Origin of the sequence: Salinicoccus carnicancri Crm (genome assembly GCF_000330705.1) — a bacterium.
GTDB classification, from domain to species: domain Bacteria; phylum Bacillota; class Bacilli; order Staphylococcales; family Salinicoccaceae; genus Salinicoccus; species Salinicoccus carnicancri.
The window spans coordinates 159054-176138 of sequence record NZ_ANAM01000010.1; the positions used below are offsets into that span (position 1 = coordinate 159054).

The 17085-nt window shown below is 51.7% G+C and carries 22 protein-coding genes; 6 read left to right on the forward strand and 16 right to left on the reverse strand.

Annotated features, from left to right (window positions below; all coding sequences use genetic code 11):
* Positions 1 to 33: 33 nt before the first annotated feature.
* The 9 genes from C792_RS0113200 to pta all read right to left on the reverse strand — a co-directional run bounded on the left by C792_RS0113200 (position 34) and on the right by pta (position 8656).
* A complete protein-coding gene (locus C792_RS0113200; RefSeq protein ID WP_017549933.1) occupies positions 34 to 987 on the reverse strand; it encodes a FecCD family ABC transporter permease in 954 nt (317 codons plus the stop codon).
* Positions 980 to 1834, reverse strand: coding sequence for an ABC transporter substrate-binding protein (locus C792_RS0113205; RefSeq protein WP_017549934.1), 855 nt, complete (start codon positions 1832 to 1834; stop codon positions 980 to 982). The genes C792_RS0113200 and C792_RS0113205 overlap by 8 nt, the downstream gene beginning before the upstream one ends.
* A 55-nt stretch (positions 1835 to 1889) precedes the next feature.
* Positions 1890 to 3539, reverse strand: a complete 1650-nt coding sequence (gene argS, locus C792_RS0113210) for an arginine--tRNA ligase (protein ID WP_017549935.1) — start codon at positions 3537 to 3539, stop codon at positions 1890 to 1892.
* Positions 3540 to 3938: a YwiB family protein gene (locus C792_RS0113215; RefSeq protein WP_017549936.1), complete on the reverse strand. Its 399-nt coding sequence runs from the start codon at positions 3936 to 3938 to the stop codon at positions 3540 to 3542.
* A 212-nt stretch (positions 3939 to 4150) separates the two neighbouring features.
* On the reverse strand, positions 4151 to 4675 hold the full coding sequence (locus C792_RS0113220; protein ID WP_017549937.1) for a YwhD family protein: 525 nt from the start codon (positions 4673 to 4675) through the stop codon (positions 4151 to 4153).
* Between the two features lie 12 nt (positions 4676 to 4687).
* Positions 4688 to 5989, reverse strand: a complete 1302-nt coding sequence (locus C792_RS0113225) for an HD domain-containing protein (protein WP_017549938.1) — start codon at positions 5987 to 5989, stop codon at positions 4688 to 4690.
* Between the two features lie 96 nt (positions 5990 to 6085).
* The gene (locus C792_RS0113230; protein WP_017549939.1) at positions 6086 to 6307 is read right to left on the reverse strand and encodes a hypothetical protein; all 222 of its coding nucleotides are present in this window, start codon (positions 6305 to 6307) and stop codon (positions 6086 to 6088) included.
* A gap of 551 nt (positions 6308 to 6858) precedes the next feature.
* Positions 6859 to 7677: a lipoate--protein ligase family protein gene (locus C792_RS0113235; protein WP_017549940.1), complete on the reverse strand. Its 819-nt coding sequence runs from the start codon at positions 7675 to 7677 to the stop codon at positions 6859 to 6861.
* Entirely contained in the window at positions 7670 to 8656 is a 987-nt protein-coding gene (gene pta, locus C792_RS0113240) for a phosphate acetyltransferase (protein ID WP_017549941.1), read from the reverse strand. The genes C792_RS0113235 and pta overlap by 8 nt, the downstream gene beginning before the upstream one ends.
* 134 nt (positions 8657 to 8790) lie before the next feature.
* Between pta and hemQ the strand changes: the two genes are divergently transcribed.
* Positions 8791 to 9537, forward strand: a complete 747-nt coding sequence (gene hemQ / locus C792_RS0113245; protein WP_017549942.1) for a hydrogen peroxide-dependent heme synthase — start codon at positions 8791 to 8793, stop codon at positions 9535 to 9537.
* Between the two features lie 195 nt (positions 9538 to 9732).
* On the opposite strand, the gene C792_RS0113255 is transcribed toward hemQ, so the two are convergent.
* The 7 genes from C792_RS0113255 to C792_RS0113285 form a co-directional block, all read right to left on the reverse strand.
* Positions 9733 to 10431 (reverse strand): hypothetical protein, encoded by a 699-nt coding sequence (locus C792_RS0113255; RefSeq protein ID WP_017549944.1) that lies wholly within the window; start codon positions 10429 to 10431, stop codon positions 9733 to 9735.
* Positions 10428 to 11309 carry an ATP-binding cassette domain-containing protein gene (locus C792_RS0113260; RefSeq protein WP_017549945.1) on the reverse strand — a complete coding sequence of 294 codons (882 nt, stop codon included), beginning with the start codon at positions 11307 to 11309 and terminating at the stop codon, positions 10428 to 10430. Before C792_RS0113260 ends, C792_RS0113255 begins: the two co-directional genes overlap by 4 nt.
* The gene (locus tag C792_RS0113265) at positions 11302 to 11682 is read right to left on the reverse strand and encodes a GntR family transcriptional regulator (RefSeq protein WP_017549946.1); all 381 of its coding nucleotides are present in this window, start codon (positions 11680 to 11682) and stop codon (positions 11302 to 11304) included. The genes C792_RS0113260 and C792_RS0113265 overlap by 8 nt, the downstream gene beginning before the upstream one ends.
* Before the next feature lie 134 nt (positions 11683 to 11816).
* Positions 11817 to 12032 carry a hypothetical protein gene (locus C792_RS0113270; RefSeq protein ID WP_017549947.1) on the reverse strand — a complete coding sequence of 72 codons (216 nt, stop codon included), beginning with the start codon at positions 12030 to 12032 and terminating at the stop codon, positions 11817 to 11819.
* A 13-nt stretch (positions 12033 to 12045) separates the two neighbouring features.
* Positions 12046 to 12411 (reverse strand): DUF423 domain-containing protein, encoded by a 366-nt coding sequence (locus tag C792_RS0113275; RefSeq protein ID WP_017549948.1) that lies wholly within the window; start codon positions 12409 to 12411, stop codon positions 12046 to 12048.
* A 27-nt stretch (positions 12412 to 12438) separates the two neighbouring features.
* Positions 12439 to 12765, reverse strand: a complete 327-nt coding sequence (locus tag C792_RS0113280; RefSeq protein WP_017549949.1) for a DUF5327 family protein — start codon at positions 12763 to 12765, stop codon at positions 12439 to 12441.
* Positions 12762 to 13415, reverse strand: coding sequence for a uracil-DNA glycosylase (locus C792_RS0113285; RefSeq protein WP_017549950.1), 654 nt, complete (start codon positions 13413 to 13415; stop codon positions 12762 to 12764). The genes C792_RS0113280 and C792_RS0113285 overlap by 4 nt, the downstream gene beginning before the upstream one ends.
* A gap of 114 nt (positions 13416 to 13529) precedes the next feature.
* Between C792_RS0113285 and thiD the strand changes: the two genes are divergently transcribed.
* The 5 genes from thiD (at position 13530) to C792_RS0113310 (ending at position 17056) form a co-directional block, all read left to right on the forward strand.
* Entirely contained in the window at positions 13530 to 14360 is an 831-nt protein-coding gene (gene thiD, locus C792_RS0113290; protein WP_017549951.1) for a bifunctional hydroxymethylpyrimidine kinase/phosphomethylpyrimidine kinase, read from the forward strand.
* A 62-nt stretch (positions 14361 to 14422) separates the two neighbouring features.
* Positions 14423 to 14782, forward strand: coding sequence for a DUF1806 family protein (locus tag C792_RS0113295; protein WP_017549952.1), 360 nt, complete (start codon positions 14423 to 14425; stop codon positions 14780 to 14782).
* An 11-nt stretch (positions 14783 to 14793) separates the two neighbouring features.
* On the forward strand, positions 14794 to 15462 hold the full coding sequence (bshB2, locus tag C792_RS0113300; RefSeq protein WP_017549953.1) for a bacillithiol biosynthesis deacetylase BshB2: 669 nt from the start codon (positions 14794 to 14796) through the stop codon (positions 15460 to 15462).
* An 11-nt stretch (positions 15463 to 15473) separates the two neighbouring features.
* Positions 15474 to 16352 carry a GTP cyclohydrolase FolE2 gene (folE2, locus tag C792_RS0113305; RefSeq protein ID WP_017549954.1) on the forward strand — a complete coding sequence of 293 codons (879 nt, stop codon included), beginning with the start codon at positions 15474 to 15476 and terminating at the stop codon, positions 16350 to 16352.
* A 185-nt stretch (positions 16353 to 16537) separates the two neighbouring features.
* A complete protein-coding gene (locus C792_RS0113310) occupies positions 16538 to 17056 on the forward strand; it encodes a DoxX family protein (RefSeq protein WP_040608948.1) in 519 nt (172 codons plus the stop codon).
* Positions 17057 to 17085 lie beyond the last annotated feature (29 nt).

The window sequence follows — 17085 nt, forward strand, 5'->3', positions numbered from 1 at the left end:
TCACGAGGATATCCAATTTTCCCGCCTTAAGCACTACTGTCTATGGGTCAATACCCGTTTCTGCATCAGGAAAATGAAAAGCGGCACTGCCGAAATCATCACCATGACCCCCGTCGGTATTTGCACAGGCGCCATAATCGTGCGACCGATCGTGTCGATGAACAGGACATAGAGTCCGCCGTAGAGACAGGACAGGATCAGGAGGGGTCTGAACAGCAGTGGTTTGAAATAGAGGATCATCTGCGGGACGATGATTCCCACAAGTGCAATGATGCCGCTGAAACTGATTGCCACGAGCGGCGGAATGGACGCTGCGGCCAGTAGCAGGACCCGCAGCCGTGCAGTATTCACACCGAGGCTGAATGCCCGTGCATCCCCGAGATTGAGCAGGTCCAGCTGCCTGCCGTATTTATGGACTATGCCTCCGGATACTGCTGCAAGTACAGCGGTCACCAGGGCATCTCCATATGTTGCACCGGCCATCGATCCGAACATGTACCTGGCGATGGACTCCGTCTTATCGGGCTGGATGAGTACAAGTATATACAGTATGCCGGAGAGCATCGCACCGAGCAGCACACCCGTGATGATCAGTGTTTCAGGCCGGTATCCGGCATCTATCCTGCGGGCGGCGCCCAGGACGATAAGCATGCCGGTGATTCCGCACATGATGCTCATCACCGGCTGCAGATACAGGGGAAGCGCAAGGACGACAACGAGTGCGCTGCCAAGCACCGCACCGTTCGCCATGCCCAGTGTGAAACTGTCCGCCATCGGGTTTCTCAGAACAATCTGGAAGACTGCGCCGCTCATGGCAAGGGCGGCACCGAGGACGAATGCGAAAAGTATGCGGGGCACTCTGATGCCGAAGACGATGCTCATGAGCTGGTCATCATCCAGCGCTTCGAGGGAGGCGGATCCCGCAAAAACACTGGCCGTGGCTGTCATGAGGATGACAGCCACGAGGATGATGATGTGCTTATTCATACACGCACTCGGCCGCCTGCCTGAGTCCTTCCGCAATTCTCGGAGCGGGACGGGTCAGCAGGTCAGGATTGATGTTGCATTGGTTCTCGGGATCGCTGATGGCCATACCCTGCAGCCCCGGGGTATCGCTGACGGAGCGCCCGAGTGCATCATCATCGAGTCCCATTACAGAAACAAGCACATCCGGATTCCTCTCCACTATATCTTCAGCGCTCACAGCCGGGTAGCCCTCCATATCATCAAACACATTCCCCACATTGATCCAGGAGAGGGCATCATCCATGAACGTCCCGCCCCCGGCTGTATATATTTCAGGCTGATCGGAAATATGGATGAACGCCGCACGGGTCTCTTCGGCGCTGTACTGCCCCTTGAGATCACCGAGGTCCCGGGCGATGCCGCTGATCACACCCTCGGCATCCTTCTCCACACTGAAGAACGATCCGATCTGTCTGATGGACTCATAGATCCCCTCGATATCGCGGGCTTCCTCCACCGTCATCACTTCCGCCCCCGTCGTTTCCGACACACGGTCCAGCAGCTCCCGATGCATGCCGGCCGAAGCTTCATGGGCGACGATATGTGTAGGCTCGAGGCCGATGAGCTGCTCTTCATCGAGTTCGAATGTATCAAGCCTCGGAAGGTCCCCGTCGTCCGCCACTGATTCCGGATAGTCATCTTCAGTCGTCACACCGACAAGTTCGTCCTCAAGCCCCAGTTCAGCAATGATTTCCGTGTTGCTCGGCATGAGCGATACGATGCGGGTCCCTTCCCCTTCCTCCGCAGGGCTGCAGGCAGCCATCAGGAGAAAAGCGGCGAACACCAGCATTCCCTTCATACGGTCCATTCATTACCACTCCCCTTTTAAAAATAATCCCCCGCAACAGGCGGGGGATTGGGCGCTACATCCTTTCCGGTGCACTCACACCGATCAGACCGAGCGCATTCTCCAGAGTCTGCCTCACTGCCTCGATCATCGCCAGATAGGCGAGTGTCTTCTCCTTGTCGTCAGTGAGCACTTTGTCTGCATTGTAAAACTTATGGAACAGTCCGGCAAGCTCCTGTATATAGTTCGGTATGCGGTTTGTGGCGCGACTGTCCGCTGCCCCCTGTACCACACCCGGGAATCCCCCGAGTTTCTTGAGCAGTTCCAGCGCCTGTCCGTTAACGATCACATCGACGTTGGCATCCTTGTCCACATCATACCCACTCTCTTTCGCCTGGCGCAGTATCGAGCAGATACGGGCATGTGCATACTGTGCATAATAGACAGGGTTGTCACTGGATTCCGATTTCGCAAGTTCAAGGTCAAAATCAAAATGTGTATCCGGACTTCTCATCGCGAGGAAGTAGCGGCTCGCATCCACACCGATCATTTCGATGATGTCGCGGAGCGTGATCGCCTTGCCTGTACGCTTCGACATCTTCACTTCCTCGCCGTTTTCAATCAGGCGCACCATCTGCATGATCTGGATTTCCAAAGTTTCCGGGTCTTCGCCGAGCGCCCCGAGCGATCCTTTCAGACGCTTGATGTAACCATGGTGATCCGCCCCGAAAAGGTTGATGAGCCTGTCAAAGCCGCGTTCCACCTTGTCATAATGATAGGCGATATCCGGCATGAGGTATGTGTAGGTGCCGTCGCTCTTGCGGAGCACGCGGTCCTTGTCGTCGCCGAACTCCGTCGTTCTGAGCCACAGGGCGCCATCCTCCTCGAACGTATACCCGTTGTCCGTCATCTTGCCGAGCGCTTCTTCTACCTCCCCTTTTTCATAGAGAGAGGTTTCACTGAACCAGTTGTCAAAATGGACATTGAAATCGGAGAGGTCCTGGCGGAGTTTCTCCATTTCATAATCCACGCCAAGCTGGCGGAACTTTGCCACACGCATTTCATGCGGCTGATCTGCATATTCCGGTGACTCCTTGGCAAGCTTCTCCGCGATCACTTTTATGTCTCTCCCGTTGTATCCGTCCTCCGGCATGTCGAGTTCCTGTCCGAGCGCCTCCAGGTAGCGCGCCTCGATGGACAGTGCGAGATTGTGGATCTGGTTTCCGGCATCATTGATGTAATATTCGCGTTCGACGTCATACCCGGCAAACGCCATCACATTTGAGAGCGTATCACCGACACTTGCATTGCGTGCATGACCGATATGGAGGTCGCCGGTCGGGTTCGCACTCACGAACTCAATCAGGACCTTTTCCGCATTCTCACGTACAGTGCTGCCGAACCGCTCTTTTTCCTCCAGGACTTTGGCGATGACACCTGTGAGAGACGCCTCCTCCATTTTGAAGTTTATGAAGCCGGGGCCGGCGATATCGACGGATTTCACCTGTGCTCCGCCTTTATCAAGGTTGTCGATTACCGACTGGGCAATTTCACGCGGATTACGCTTCGCCTGTTTTGTGAGTACCATGGCAATGTTTGTGGAAAAATCCCCGTTCGCCTTATCCTTCGGCACTTCCACTTTGACCGGCGGCACCTCTTCAACAAGGCCGGATTTTTCGACTGCTTTTTCAATTGAAGTTTTCAAATGCTGTTTCAGATCCATCATCTATCCCACTTTCTCTAATTTGTAATGATATTTCCCTATGACTGCTCCGCTCTCGATCAGCTCGTATTTGATATCAACCAGATTATCCCCCACATCCAGCCGGCTCGTATAGATGCGGAAAAGGTGCTTCCCTGCCGGGGATTCATAAAAAGTCTCCGTCGTACGGCCTTCTTCAAAATGAAAATTCATATTGATCACGCCGCGCCGCTGGATTTTGACGAATCCGTCGCCTGCGCGGAGCACGACAGCCACCTCATGTCCATCGAGCTTTTCCGTGTACCGGTAATATTTGTCCCTCTGTTCGATCAACTCGACGTCAAGATCCTGCCGGAACCGCTTCGTCTCGCCGTTCATCTCCACTGTCTGCCGCAGTTTGAATTGTGAATGTTTCCTATCCATATGATCACCTTCAAGTAAGCTAAATTATAACATAATCAGAAAGTCCAAACATTTATAGACGGCGCTTTTCAGCAATTGCCGTACAAAAAAAGTGGACAGGATTCCTCCTGCCCACAGTGTCCTAGTTATACAGATGCATAACTATATACAATTCTATATTTCAATGTAAAAATCTGCAATGTTTTTATGACTTTGACACAATAACGTCACAATTAGTGATTTTCCAATATTCTTTTCAATTCTCCCGAATTCTCCCATATTTCCATATTATGATTCTGGAGGAACTTTTTCAGTGAACTTTTGCTTGCATCATCCATCATGCCGACGTCAATCTTGCTCTTCATCGCCCGGTCCAGCATATTGACATGCTCATGCATCATCTTATATCCGCGGCGACGCTCTTTATTGACCATCTGGTAGCATGCTGCGACACCCGCATATACCGGCCCGATATCCTTGCGTTCCACAGCCACCCAGACAATCCAGTATTCCTTCTGGCCGTCCCCTTCGACTTCCGACTTGTCCGCCACCCATTTCACACGCTTTTCAACTTCGGCGCGGGCGTGAAGGCCGGCCATGTCGATGAAGGTCTCCTGCGTATCGATATCTATATAGACAGGGGCGATATTCTCCAGGCTGATGGACCCGATGTTCTGACCCTTGTGGCCGGTCAGCGGATCATCTTTTATGATGTTGAACTGAAACCCCGGTTTTTTATTTTCAGATTCATTTGCCATATTATCATGCTCCTATGCCAATTCATTCAGCAGATTGATGATCTGCCCCTTCACCTCGGGGTCTTCAATCTGAAGTATTTTCTCTTTCGGATAATAAAGTTTCGAATCCATGCGGTGCATGCCTGTAATGCTGTGTATGATCGCTGACTGGCTGCTGATCTCCTTCAGTTCGCCGTTTCTCTTCTGAAGATGGATCGGCCAGCGGTTGCTCTTTGATCCCGGCCGGTCGTAATCATACGGCAGATCCGAATAGGAATCGCTGAAGAAATAATACTCGGGATCCACCCCGCCCTTTCTGAACAGCTCTTCGATTTCTGTGATCGTGATGATCGAACCGTCGAACGGCAGGTACTTGAACAGGTCCCTGTTCACGAAACGGTGCGACAAGTCGGAGAGCACTTCGTCATCTTCATGTATCCACTCCTGGAGGTAGAAGTTGACTACCATTTCATCGAGCCGCAAATAGTCATGGACCGTGAGAGTCCCGTCGAAGAACGGAATGAAATATTTCGGCGCCTGCTTGAATACGTAACCCTCTTCATGGAGGTATTTCGCGCGGCGCAGGGCCAGGTTCAAGAGCACCTCCCCGCCCCTTGAGACAGGATGGAAATAAATCTGCCAATACATCTGGTAGCGGCTCATCAGGTAGTCCTCGACTGCATGCATGCCGCTGTCCTTGATGATCACCTCATCCTTTGCCGGGCGCATCACACGGAGTATGCGCTCCATGTCGAAATTACCGTAGCTGACACCCGTATAGTACGAATCCCGCTGGAGATAGTCCATGCGGTCCGCATCTATTTGGGAGGAAATCATGCTGATGACCAGCTTGTTTTCATGCGTCTTGTCGATCACCCGCGCGACTTCCAGAGGGAAATCGATGCTCACCTTCTTCAGTACGGCATTCACTTCCGTGTTGCCGAGTATGATCTTGCGGGTGAACTCCTCGTGGTCCGTATCGAAGATCGTTTCGAAACAGTGGGAAAACGGGCCGTGCCCAAGGTCATGGAGCAGTGCCGCACAGAGTGCCAGCAGACGGTCGTCATTGTCCCATTCATCAAACTCCTGGAAGTTAACGACCATGCGGCGGACGATTTCGTACACGCCGAGGGAATGGTTGAACCTTGAGTGCTCCGCGGAATGGAAGGCGAGATACAGCGTACCGAGCTGCTTGATGCGCCTCAGCCTCTGGAACTCCTTCGTCTTTATCAAATCCCAGATTACCTGATCACGGACATGAATATACCGGTGCACTGGATCTTTGAAAACTTTTTCTTCTGTCAGTTGCTTGTTGCCGTATTCACTTATCATCATTCCGCTGCCCTCCTGCATACTGCTATAATATCATATAAATACCGGTTGCCAAAAGATTAGGCAACCGGTTCATCCCCCTGCTGTAAAGGGGGGAGATCATTTATCCTTGTCACTGTAGAGATCTTCCTTCCTGACCTTCTGCTTCTGGACGTCCCTTTCTCGCTCCAGCTCATTCTTCTGTTCATCGTCCGGCGGACTGTCCGGCGGCACGTCTTCCTTCACTTCACCATACGGACCGTTTTCCCCATCCTTTTTGCGGCGGGACAGCTCCCGTTCCTCCTCTTCAGTCGTCATTCTATCTTTTCTTTCATCAGCCATATCATTCCAGCCCCTTTTTCTTGTTCATATTCCCGCAGAAAAGGAGGTTAAACCCTGGAGGACAGCGGTTGCGGATACGGGACTGGGCACTAGGAGAGTGTCGCGCTTATCATCGATTTCGGATTGAAGATAAGGCAGGCCGTTCTCTTGTCGTCGATCACGGATCGAAGATAGGAGGGGGCAGGTCTCCTATTAATGTTTTCGGATCAATGATAAGAGAGGCGCTTCTCTTATCACCGATTCAACTTCGGTAATAAGCAAGGCCGTTCTCTTGTCGTCGATCACGGATCGAAGATAGGAGGGGGCAGGTCTCCTATTAATGTTTTCGGATCAATGATAAGAGAGACGTTTCTCTTATCACCGATTCAACTTCGGTAATAAGCAAGGCCGTTCTCTTGTCGTCGATCACGGACCGAGAATAAGGGACAGTGCTCCACAGCGTACCTCATCGGAAAATATCACTGATGCGACGACACCCGCCCCCACAATAAAAACCGGCTTCCCCCGGGGAAGCCGGTCCATCACCAATATGATTACAGCCCGGGGAAGATCTAACCGTCTTTTTCCGCCCTGATTTTTTCATTCCGCTGTTTCATGCGTTTCAGAAATCCGTCATATCTTTCCTGCTGTTCGCCCGTGAGTCGCGGCAGATCTCCCAATGTGCCGCCGGAACTTTCGATGACGCCTTTCATCCTGTGGAGGACGTCCTCCACCCTGAAGCTTTCATCGAGCAGCTCATTCAAGGAGGCCATGTCTTCGGGGTGCACATCGGGATAGGTGAAACGTGTAATGTCCCCCGCCTTGCTCAGTCGGTAGAAGTCACGCATGATCTCAGCGCGGAGACTGCCGCTGCCGTTCACACACAGATAGATCTGGACTGCGATGCCCTGGCGGATCCTCCGCTGGGAGATGCCGGCGAATTTCCGGCCGCCGATGCTGAGGTCGTAACTGCCGGGGCAGTAGCTGTTCACGATTTCATAAGCCTCAACCGGGGCATCGGGAAACGCTGCCCGCACCATCCCGAGCATCAGTTCATAGCCGTCATCAATCTGTGGTGCGGCGGATTTCGGCAGGATGAGGGAGATGTTCAGCACCCCGTCATCCAGCACTACGCCCAGGCCGCCGCTGTTCCGCAGTATATAATCATATCCTGAATCTTCAAGGAACTTCAGTCCGTCCTCCAGATAGGGCAGCCGTGCATCATGCAGTCCGAGAATGACGTACGGGTCATGGACCCATGCACGCATTTTCGGAATGCCGTCCGCCGACACCATTTCCTGCAGCAGATCATCGATTGCAAAGGACTGGTACGGATGGCTTGCCGCTTCAATCGGCACATACTGCCAGGCTCCGCCGAACAGGTTATCCATTGTTCTGGGTGAGAGCCTGTGTTGCCGTGAAGAGTGCGAGGTTGAACACTTCGTCTTTGGAACAGCCGCGGGAGAGGTCGTTCACCGGCTGATTCAGACCCTGAAGGATCGGGCCGTATGCTTCAAAACCGCCGAGGCGCTGTGCAATCTTGTAGCCGATGTTGCCCGCTTCGAGGGAAGGGAATACGAAGACGTTCGCACGGCCTTCCAGTTCAGAACCCGGCGCTTTCTTCTCGGCGACACTTGGAACGAACGCCGCGTCAAACTGAAGTTCACCATCAATCGGCGTGTCCGGCAGTTTTTCTTTGGCATATTGTGCTGCGAGTTTCACTTTTTCCGTCTCTTCTGTTTTGGCAGAGCCTCTTGTGGAGAAGCTGAGCAATGCCACACGCGGGTCCATGCTGAAGCTTTCCGCCGTCTTTGCCGTCTCCACTGCGACTTCCGCCAGTTCTTCCGCGTTGAGCTCAGGATTGATTGCGCAATCCCCCATCACGTAGAGCTCGTCTTCACGGAGCATGAAGAACACGCCGCTCGTGCGGGAGACACCCGGTTTTGTCTTGATGATCTGGAGCGCAGGGCGTACCGTGTCCGGTGTAGAATGAACCGCTCCGGAAACGAGACCGGCAGCATGGCCGGTATAGACCAGCATCGTACCGAAATAGTTGACATCATTCAAAATATCATCCGCCTGCTCGTGCGTGACTTTGCCCTTACGGCGTTCGACGAACGATTCTGCAAGTTCCCCTTTATATTCACAAACTTTAGGGTCGATCAGCTCAAGAGCGCTGATATCCAGGTTTTCTGTCTTTGCCAGCCCCTCGACCGCCTCTTTGTCACCGAGTACAATCGGATCCACATATGTTGTTGCCGCGAGTTCGACAGCTGCCGTCAAAATTCTTGGGTCTGTACCTTCAGGGAAAACGATTTTTACATTTTTACCTTCCAGGTTAGATTTGAGATTGTTTAAAAAGTTACTCATAATATCCTCCTTGGTTAGCCTGTACACATGCCATATTATACTCTTTTCGTCACATTATTTCATCCCCATCCGCTTTTAAAACGTTTTCTTTAGTAGTAGAATTGGATGTGACAATATAAAAGGAGAGATTTTGAATGAATGAAGCAGCACAAACACTGGATGGCTGGTACAGCCTTCACCTTCTTTATAACGTAGACTGGCCATCACTCCGCCTTCTCGAATCAGGAGAAGTGGACAAGATGGTCACAGAACTTCAAAGTTTCCTGGAACGTCAGGAAGAAGTGCATCAGAAAAAAGAAGGCAGCTACTCTTTCTACAATATCACCGGCCAGAAAGCTGACCTGATTCTCTGGATGCTCCGTCCGACGATTGACGAACTCAATACACTGGAGCTGGAATTCAACAAACTCGCCATCAGCGATTTCCTGATTCCATCCTATTCATACGTTTCCGTCATCGAACTCAGCAACTATCTTGCCAAAGATTCCGATGAAGATCCATACCAGAACGAACATGTGAGAAAGCGCCTCTATCCTGAAGTGCCGAAATCACGCTACATCTGCTTCTATCCGATGGACAAACGCCGCGAAGGTAATGATAACTGGTACATGCTCGATATGGAAAAGCGCCGTGAACTCATGTATTCACACGGCATGATCGGCCGCGGCTATGCAGGCAAGGTCAAACAGTTCATCACAGGCTCCGTCGGTCTGGATGAATATGAGTGGGGAGTCACTTTATTCTCGGATGACATGATCCAGTTCAAGAAGCTGATCTATGAGATGAGATTCGACGAAGTATCCGCACGCTACGGCGAGTTCGGGGACTTCTTCGTAGGTGTCCACCTGCCGGCTGAAGAACTTCCGGCTTTCTTCCAGTAATCCCGGTGGTTTTAAGCCTTCCAGATTCGGTTATAAGTAAACAAAACCAAAGCGGGAGGAATCACGATGGGCCGATTGATCAGAAGAATCATATACATGGCACTGCCTTTTTTGATCAGAAAAATAAGAAACCGCAATAAAGGCGGACGTAAATGATATAAAAAGCCCGGTCCAGTGGACCGGGCTTTTTCATGCCTATTTGATTTTGAGGGGGATGTCCCTGATCGTATAATAAAGAACAGCACATACGATGGCGAGAACAGCAAGGGTCATCACCGCTGCCGCGCCCATGTTCATGCCGCTCATGAGATCCAGGGAATCGATGGCCGGAATGCCGGCAGCGCCTTCCCTCGACCACATCACATCCGTTGCCATGAACAGGATGATATTAAGTACCACCGTGCCCATTCCCGGGACGAATCCACGGTAGAATCCCACGCTGATCAGAAAGCCGCCGAGGAAGTAGAGCAATGTCGACAGCATGTATCCACCCACATGCACGATTGTTTCCATACCTCCCGACACTTCCGGAATACCCGTGCCGAACCACGGCATGAGACCGAACACGAATGATATGGCCGCCGTGGCTGCCGTGACCAATAAAGTGACGATGACCCCGGCGGACACCATTGCCCGGAAGAAGTCCTTCCGCGTCAGCCCGAGGCTCAGCGACCACTCCAGGAACGTGTATACCGCCAGTATCCCGAGCACCAGCATATATACCCTGTTAGCCGACAGGGCCATGGCAAAGAATGACATATCGTTCAGTTCCGATTCCCTTATGAATACATTCAAAATGATGTAGACCAGGGCGAATATCGGTATATACCACATGCTCCATTTGCCGAATTCCTTCGAATAATCCATTGTTGCAAGGCCTGACTTTCCACTCATTCCACACCCTCCTTGTCTTCTGTGAGCCTGATGAAAAGGTCCTGCAGCTTCACTGTGCTTATATCAAGATACAGCCTGTCAATCTCCTGAAGTTCCGCTTCACTCAACCTGCCCAGCACCATGTCGGAACGGATCGGCCCCAGGCGTTCTGTCGACAGCAGTTCCTTCCCTGTTGTGAATTGCGCGACCTTCTCCTCCGGCCCGCTCACCCTGAAACCGCGTTCGAGCAGCACATCGAGCGGTTCCTGCAGTTTCACTCTGCCGTGATGCACGATGATCACTTCATCAAACAGGTAGTCCATCTCGGAAACGATATGTGTCGACAGGATGAATATCCTCTGACTTTTCTCCTTAGCTGCGAGCACCTGTTTATAGAAATATTCCCTGGATGGTGCGTCCATGCCGTTTGTCACTTCATCGAATATCGTTACAGGCGAATTTGATGCCAGGCCGATTGCAGCATTGACCGCCGCCTGCTGGCCTTTCGACATCTTATGGAGCGCCTTGTCCACCGGCGCGCCGAACCCTTCCATCACTTCCAGCGCATATTCCATGTCGAAACCTTCTTTGTACCTTTTTGCCGTCTGCAGCATCTTGCCGGCAGTATCGTACTCATCCGAGTAGTCCACTTCGTACAGGAAATCGACTTTCGGCATCAGTTTTTCATTTTCATACGGGTCCACACCGTCGATGGTCAGAGCCCCTTTTGTCGGTTTCCTGAACGATGCAACCAGCGACAGTATCGACGTCTTGCCTGCCCCGTTGCGGCCGATGAGACCGTATACTTTCCCTGCTTCCATCTCAACGGAAATATTCTCCAAAATACCATCCTTTTTGATATCAAGGGACACGTTTTCAAGTTTCAGCACACTATTCATCTGCATCACTTCCTTTCATTTCGGTTATAAGCTGACCGATCTCCTGATCGGTCAGTCCAAGCTTGCGCGCTTCGTCCAACATCGGTTTCAAGTATTCCTCCTTGAAACTCTGCTTCCTCTCGCTAATGAGCCGCTCCTTTGCATCCGGTGCTACAAACATGCCGACCCCCCTCTTTTTGTAGATTACGCCCTGGTCCACCAGCTGATTGACACCTTTGGCCACCGTCAGATGATTGACTTTATAGAACTGTACAATCTCATTGGTTGAAGGGACCCTGTCATCCGCCCTTAATGTGCCGCTAATGATCTGGTCGCTGATCCAGTCTTTGATCTGCTCAAAAATCGGTTTGCGGTCATTCAGCTGTCCACTCAAATCATCACGCCCTCTCACCTAGTTATATAGTTATGTATATAAGTATATACCACTGTAGTGGAAATTGTAAACCCCGCATCCTGAATTTTTACGGAGAATTAAAAAACCCCGCCGGAGCGGGGTTCCAATATATATCATTTTCTTTCCTTCTGCGCTTTTTTCTTCTTCAGCCTGTTTTTCATATACACTGCCAGCATCAGGAGCAGGCCGAGCATCGCCAGTATCTCACCGATGCTGATTGTCTGTGTCGTGACCAGATTGACAATCCCCTTCACTGCCAGAAAGACAGCCATGATCAGCAGGAATATCGTCAGATAGTGTTTCAAACCATCATTTTTCGAAATAATCACACCACCATCTGGCTCAGATTTTCACGATGCCGATGATCAGGCATATCCAGCCGGCGAGGAACAGCACGCCGCCGATCGGGGTGATGGCCCCGAGTATGGAAATACCGCTGACCGCGAGGATATACAGCGACCCGCTGAAGAATATGATGCCGAGCAGCATCAGCCAGCCGGAGGCACCAAGCAGCGGTGCATTGGTGATCTGCATCAGTATGCCGACTGCCAGCAGACCGAGTGCATGGTACATCTGATACTGCACCGCTTTTTCCCATACGCCCATATAGTGTTCGCTGATCCTGCCCTCGAGGCCGTGTGCGCCGAAAGCACCGAGCGCAACAGAAATCAGTGCGTTCACTACACCGAATATTATGAATAACTTCATTCCGTCTTCTCCTTTGATACAAATTTGTTAAAAATCAAAAAGCGAGTCCCCGTTACCGAATCCGTCATCCGTATCGAGCGTTTCCGCCGGAACCTGTTCTGACCGTCCCGGGCTGTCCCTGCGCTCTTCTGTGCTCCCGCCCATCATGCGGAGCATTTCCCTGTCATCCGCGCTCATGCTGCTGCCCTTCCGGGGGGCGGGCGCCACAGGCGGGACAGCTGCATTGTCGTCCTGCTTCAGAAGGCCGATCAGCCGCTCCATGGCATACAGATGCTTGTCGAATTCATGCGGCTGGCTGGATACCTCCATACGGTGAAGTTCCTGCTTCAGTTCCGCTATGATCTGCTGCTTCATTTCTTCTCACTCCAGTCGACCGGTTCACGCCCGTGCTCCACCAGATAATCGTTCGTCCGGCTGAACGGCTCCGTGCCGAAAAAGCCGCGGGAGGCAGACAGGGGGCTCGGATGCACCGATTTGATGACAAGATGCCTGTCCGTATCGATCAGCCTTTCCTTCTGCTGGGCAGGTTTCCCCCAGAGGATGAAGACAACGTTTTCCAGTGCATCCGAAACGTGCCTGATGATGCCGTCGGTAAACGGCTGCCAGCCGAGTTCCCTGTGGGAGTGGGCCTCACCTGCCTCCACCGTCAGCACAGTATTGAGCAACAGGACGCCCTCTCTCGCCCAGTCCTTCAGACTGCCGTCTTCGCGGACGATGCCAAGATCGCTCTCAAGCTCCTTGTAGATATTCCTTAATGACGGCGGAATCTTCACGTCCTCGTTCACGGAAAAGGCGAGGCCGTGTGACTGGCGTTCACCGTGATAGGGGTCCTGTCCGAGAATCACGACACGCACATTCTCAAACGGCGTCAGTTCGAAAGCTGTATATATCTGTTCGCGGGGCGGAAACACTTTTCCACTTGCATACCTTTCTTCCAGTTCCGCTTCCAGCCCGCTGAAATCGTGGGCTTCTTTTATCGATCTGAAGACATCTTTCCATTCCATTGGATATCACCTCTGTCTAAAGTTCGATTATACCATTACATCAGGCATGTCTCTAGAAATACGGCGTTTATTATAGTAGAATATTATTATTAATCATATTGGAGGACATTTCCTATGGCACTTAAAAAAACCCTTACGATTGCCGGTTCGGATACCAGCGGCGGTGCCGGTATCGCGGCAGATCTGAAAACTTTCCAGGAACATGAAACATACGGCATGACAGCCCTTACCACCATTGTGACCATGGATCCTGAAACCTGGTCCCACGGTGTGAATCCGATCCCTCTTGATGTTGTCGATGCGCAGCTTGAGACGGCCCTGTCGATCTCACCTGACGTCATCAAAACAGGGATGCTCCCTTCTGAGGAGGTCATCGAACGCAGCAAGAATGCATTCCTGAACAGCAATGCAGAGCATTTTGTCATCGACCCGGTCATGGTCTGCAAAGGTGACGACGAAGTGTTGAACCCGGGGCTCGTGGACGCGATGGCCGAACACCTCCTGCCCCATGCAACGGTAATCACTCCAAACCTGTTCGAAGCCGGGCAGCTTGCCGGATATAAGACGCCGAAGACGCTTGATGCTGCAAAGAAATGTGCAGAAGTCATCCACGAAAAAGGTGCAAAGCACGTCATCATCAAGGGCGGTTCGGAAATCGAGGGGGAAAAGGCGGTCGATGTCTACTACGACGGTGACACGTTCCACATGCTGACGAGCGACAAGATCGATGCTTCCTACAACCATGGTGCCGGCTGTACGTTTGCAGCAGCCATCACGGCGAACCTGGCAAACGGCCAGGCGCCCCTTGAAGCGATCCAGAATGCGAAAGGCTTCGTCACCTCAGCCATCAAGAACGGCTGGAAGATGAACGACCATGTCGGTGTTGTCCGCCATGGTGCTGCGAACACAGTAGAAAAGATCGATGTGCAGGACGAAACGATATAGAACAGGAAGAGATAGCTTGCCTATCTCTTTTCTATGGATCATTTTAAGGAGCGTCAGCATTTATGGAAAAGATCAATCGCGAAGAAGTACAGACTTTATTGAACCGGTATCAGGATGAGAAAGTGTACGTCCACGTTGAAGTGACGAGCGGCATGTATGCCTCGCATATGGACGAGAGGGTGTTCAACGCCGGGATGTTCATGAGGAACGTGCAGGTCGTCTTCAGCCAGGGCGCAATCCGCGGCGGTGACAACGGTGAATTCCGCGTCGGGCTCAAGCTGGACAATGGGGGATGGATCTATGTCCTCGGTCTCACCCACTTTGAAGTGAACGACAATGATGAATTCATCATGCACGGCTTCAATTATGACGGCAAACTCGCCAGTGCACTTGAAATTTCAACCCGGGAATTCTTTAAATAGGAGGAAGCGTGATGGAAAAGGAAAGACAAGTTCTCGTCGTATTTCCACACCCGGACGATGAAGCGTTCGGTGTCAGCGGAACGATGAGCCAGTATGTGGATATGGGCGTCCCCGTAACGTACGCGTGCCTGACCTTCGGCGATATGGGACGCAACCTGGGCTACCCTCCGTTCGCCACAAGGGAGTCACTGCACTCGATCCGCAAAAGGGAAGTCGAGGAAAGCGCCCGCCTGATCGGTGTGACTGACCTGCGCCTGCTCGGCTACCGGGACAAGACACTGGAATTTGAAGAGCCGGGGCACCTGACAGGTGTGATGAAGGACCTGATTGACGAACTGGAACCATCCAGGATCATCACATTCTATCCGGGCTATTCTGTCCACCCCGATCATGAAGCGACGGCTGAGGCTGTCATTGAAGCAGTAAAAGAAATGCCGGAGGGTACCCGTCCGGCGCTCCAGCTTGTGGCTTTCAGCAATAACACATTGAATGATCTCGGAGAACCCGATATCATTATAGATATAGATGGCTACCAGGAGCGTAAAGAGAAGATCATGGCAGCCCATGCATCACAGACCGGCCCCCTGCTCAAGTCTCTTGCTGCTGATACGCAGGAAGGGCAGGACGCCCGTGACATGTGGATGAAATATGAAACATTCTACAGTTATGATATAGATTAAGGAGTAGAAGCATGGAAGAACTGGACCTTACGACACGAGAAGGACGCTTTAAACATTTCGGTTCCGTCGACCCCATCGAAGGAACCAAGCCAATGGAGAAAGAGCTCATGGTGGACCTCCAAAGCTCGAAAAAAGACTTTTTATTCGAAGTGGATTCAGTGGGGATAAATAATCTCAGCTACCCTGTAGTGATCGGGGACTTCCAGTCCATCGGCAATTTTGAACTTGCTACAAGCCTGAGGAAGAACGAAAAAGGCATCAACATGAGCCGAATCCTGGAATCCCTCGAAACCCAGAATGACGGCGGCGTCAGGCTCGACTTCGGAACACTTGAGACCGTGCTCGGCACACTGCGCGACCGCATGGATCAGGAATCCGCAGAAGTTACAGCAGACGGTAAATGGTATTTTGCGAAACAGAGTCCGCATACCCAGCTTTCCGGCATGGCGCATGCCGATGTAAAATACTCGCTGGAAATCGGCGAATCCGGCACCACCCGCAAGCAGCTCGGCATGACAGCCATGGTTACGACACTCTGCCCGTGTTCAAAAGGTATCAGTGAATACAGTGCACACAACCAGCGCGGCTATGTAAAAGTGCTGCTCGATGTTGATCCGGAGAAAGAACTGCCGGACGATCACAGGGAACAGCTGTATGAAGTGCTCGAAATCAATGCCTCTTCACAGCTCTACCCCATCCTGAAACGTACGGATGAGAAGATGGTTACAGAGCGCGCTTACGAAAATCCGCGCTTCGTGGAAGACCTCATCCGCCTCATTGCCTATGACCTCGTCGAACTCGACTGGGTGAAAGGGTTCGAACTCGAATGCCGCAATGAGGAAAGCATCCACCAGCACGATGCTTTCAGCAGGATGCGTTACCAGAAATAGCATATGTTTTACCCAAGAGACAGTTTCCGACTTCGATGCGGAGGCTGTTTTTTTATTGCATGAATGGTGTTCATGATTTCGACACAGATATTGAGATTTTTTTCACAAATAACATTGATTTCGTGATTTATTTCACATATAATGAGGTCAAAGAACAGAACGGAAAAACGAAAGGAGAAAACAAGATGATCAAAAAGTTGCTGGAGCACAAAATGAGTGAGTACGTACTGTTATTCCTGAGAGTCTACCTCGGTATCGGCTGGTTTACAAGTGGACTTGGGAAAGTTATGGGGGGAGGCTTCGACGCCTCAGGATTCTTACAGAATGCTGTACAGAATCCGGTCGTCGGTCCGGACGGCAATCCGGTTTATCCATGGTACACATTCCTTGTTGAAAATGTCTTCCTGTCCATGAGACCTGCGATAAACGTGATGATTCCCTGGGGTGAACTTCTGGTCGGACTTGCCCTCATCGTCGGCGGCTTCACAGCCTATGCAGCATTCTTCGGACTGCTCATGAACTTCTCATTCCTGTTCGCGGGCACAGTATCCGTCAACCCGCTCTACATCCTGATCGGTGCCGCCATCCTTGCTGCAGGCTATAAAGCAGGCAGCCTCGGCCTCGACCGCTTCATCAGATTGGCCATGGACAAAGGCACATTCAGATCCTTAAACGACCGCCGCCAGGAGCGCAAGACAGCCTGAATCAATATATTTAAAAAAGCTTCAGACAA

What these genes read in the sequence shown, in the direction of transcription:
- C792_RS0113200 (WP_017549933.1), bottom strand. Translation starts at nt 987, where the DNA reads ATGAATAAGCACATCATCATCCTCGTGGCTGTCATCCTCATGACAGCC.
- C792_RS0113205 (WP_017549934.1), bottom strand. Translation starts at nt 1,834, where the DNA reads ATGGACCGTATGAAGGGAATGCTGGTGTTCGCCGCTTTTCTCCTGATG.
- argS (WP_017549935.1), bottom strand. Translation starts at nt 3,539, where the DNA reads ATGATGGATCTGAAACAGCATTTGAAAACTTCAATTGAAAAAGCAGTC.
- C792_RS0113215 (WP_017549936.1), bottom strand. Translation starts at nt 3,938, where the DNA reads ATGGATAGGAAACATTCACAATTCAAACTGCGGCAGACAGTGGAGATG.
- C792_RS0113220 (WP_017549937.1), bottom strand. Translation starts at nt 4,675, where the DNA reads ATGGCAAATGAATCTGAAAATAAAAAACCGGGGTTTCAGTTCAACATC.
- C792_RS0113225 (WP_017549938.1), bottom strand. Translation starts at nt 5,989, where the DNA reads ATGATGATAAGTGAATACGGCAACAAGCAACTGACAGAAGAAAAAGTT.
- C792_RS0113230 (WP_017549939.1), bottom strand. Translation starts at nt 6,307, where the DNA reads ATGGCTGATGAAAGAAAAGATAGAATGACGACTGAAGAGGAGGAACGG.
- C792_RS0113235 (WP_017549940.1), bottom strand. Translation starts at nt 7,677, where the DNA reads ATGGATAACCTGTTCGGCGGAGCCTGGCAGTATGTGCCGATTGAAGCG.
- pta (WP_017549941.1), bottom strand. Translation starts at nt 8,656, where the DNA reads ATGAGTAACTTTTTAAACAATCTCAAATCTAACCTGGAAGGTAAAAAT.
- hemQ (WP_017549942.1), top strand. Translation starts at nt 8,791, where the DNA reads ATGAATGAAGCAGCACAAACACTGGATGGCTGGTACAGCCTTCACCTT.
- C792_RS0113255 (WP_017549944.1), bottom strand. Translation starts at nt 10,431, where the DNA reads ATGAGTGGAAAGTCAGGCCTTGCAACAATGGATTATTCGAAGGAATTC.
- C792_RS0113260 (WP_017549945.1), bottom strand. Translation starts at nt 11,309, where the DNA reads ATGAATAGTGTGCTGAAACTTGAAAACGTGTCCCTTGATATCAAAAAG.
- C792_RS0113275 (WP_017549948.1), bottom strand. Translation starts at nt 12,411, where the DNA reads ATGAAGTTATTCATAATATTCGGTGTAGTGAACGCACTGATTTCTGTT.
- C792_RS0113280 (WP_017549949.1), bottom strand. Translation starts at nt 12,765, where the DNA reads ATGAAGCAGCAGATCATAGCGGAACTGAAGCAGGAACTTCACCGTATG.
- C792_RS0113285 (WP_017549950.1), bottom strand. Translation starts at nt 13,415, where the DNA reads ATGGAATGGAAAGATGTCTTCAGATCGATAAAAGAAGCCCACGATTTC.
- thiD (WP_017549951.1), top strand. Translation starts at nt 13,530, where the DNA reads ATGGCACTTAAAAAAACCCTTACGATTGCCGGTTCGGATACCAGCGGC.
- C792_RS0113295 (WP_017549952.1), top strand. Translation starts at nt 14,423, where the DNA reads ATGGAAAAGATCAATCGCGAAGAAGTACAGACTTTATTGAACCGGTAT.
- bshB2 (WP_017549953.1), top strand. Translation starts at nt 14,794, where the DNA reads ATGGAAAAGGAAAGACAAGTTCTCGTCGTATTTCCACACCCGGACGAT.
- folE2 (WP_017549954.1), top strand. Translation starts at nt 15,474, where the DNA reads ATGGAAGAACTGGACCTTACGACACGAGAAGGACGCTTTAAACATTTC.
- C792_RS0113310 (WP_040608948.1), top strand. Translation starts at nt 16,538, where the DNA reads ATGATCAAAAAGTTGCTGGAGCACAAAATGAGTGAGTACGTACTGTTA.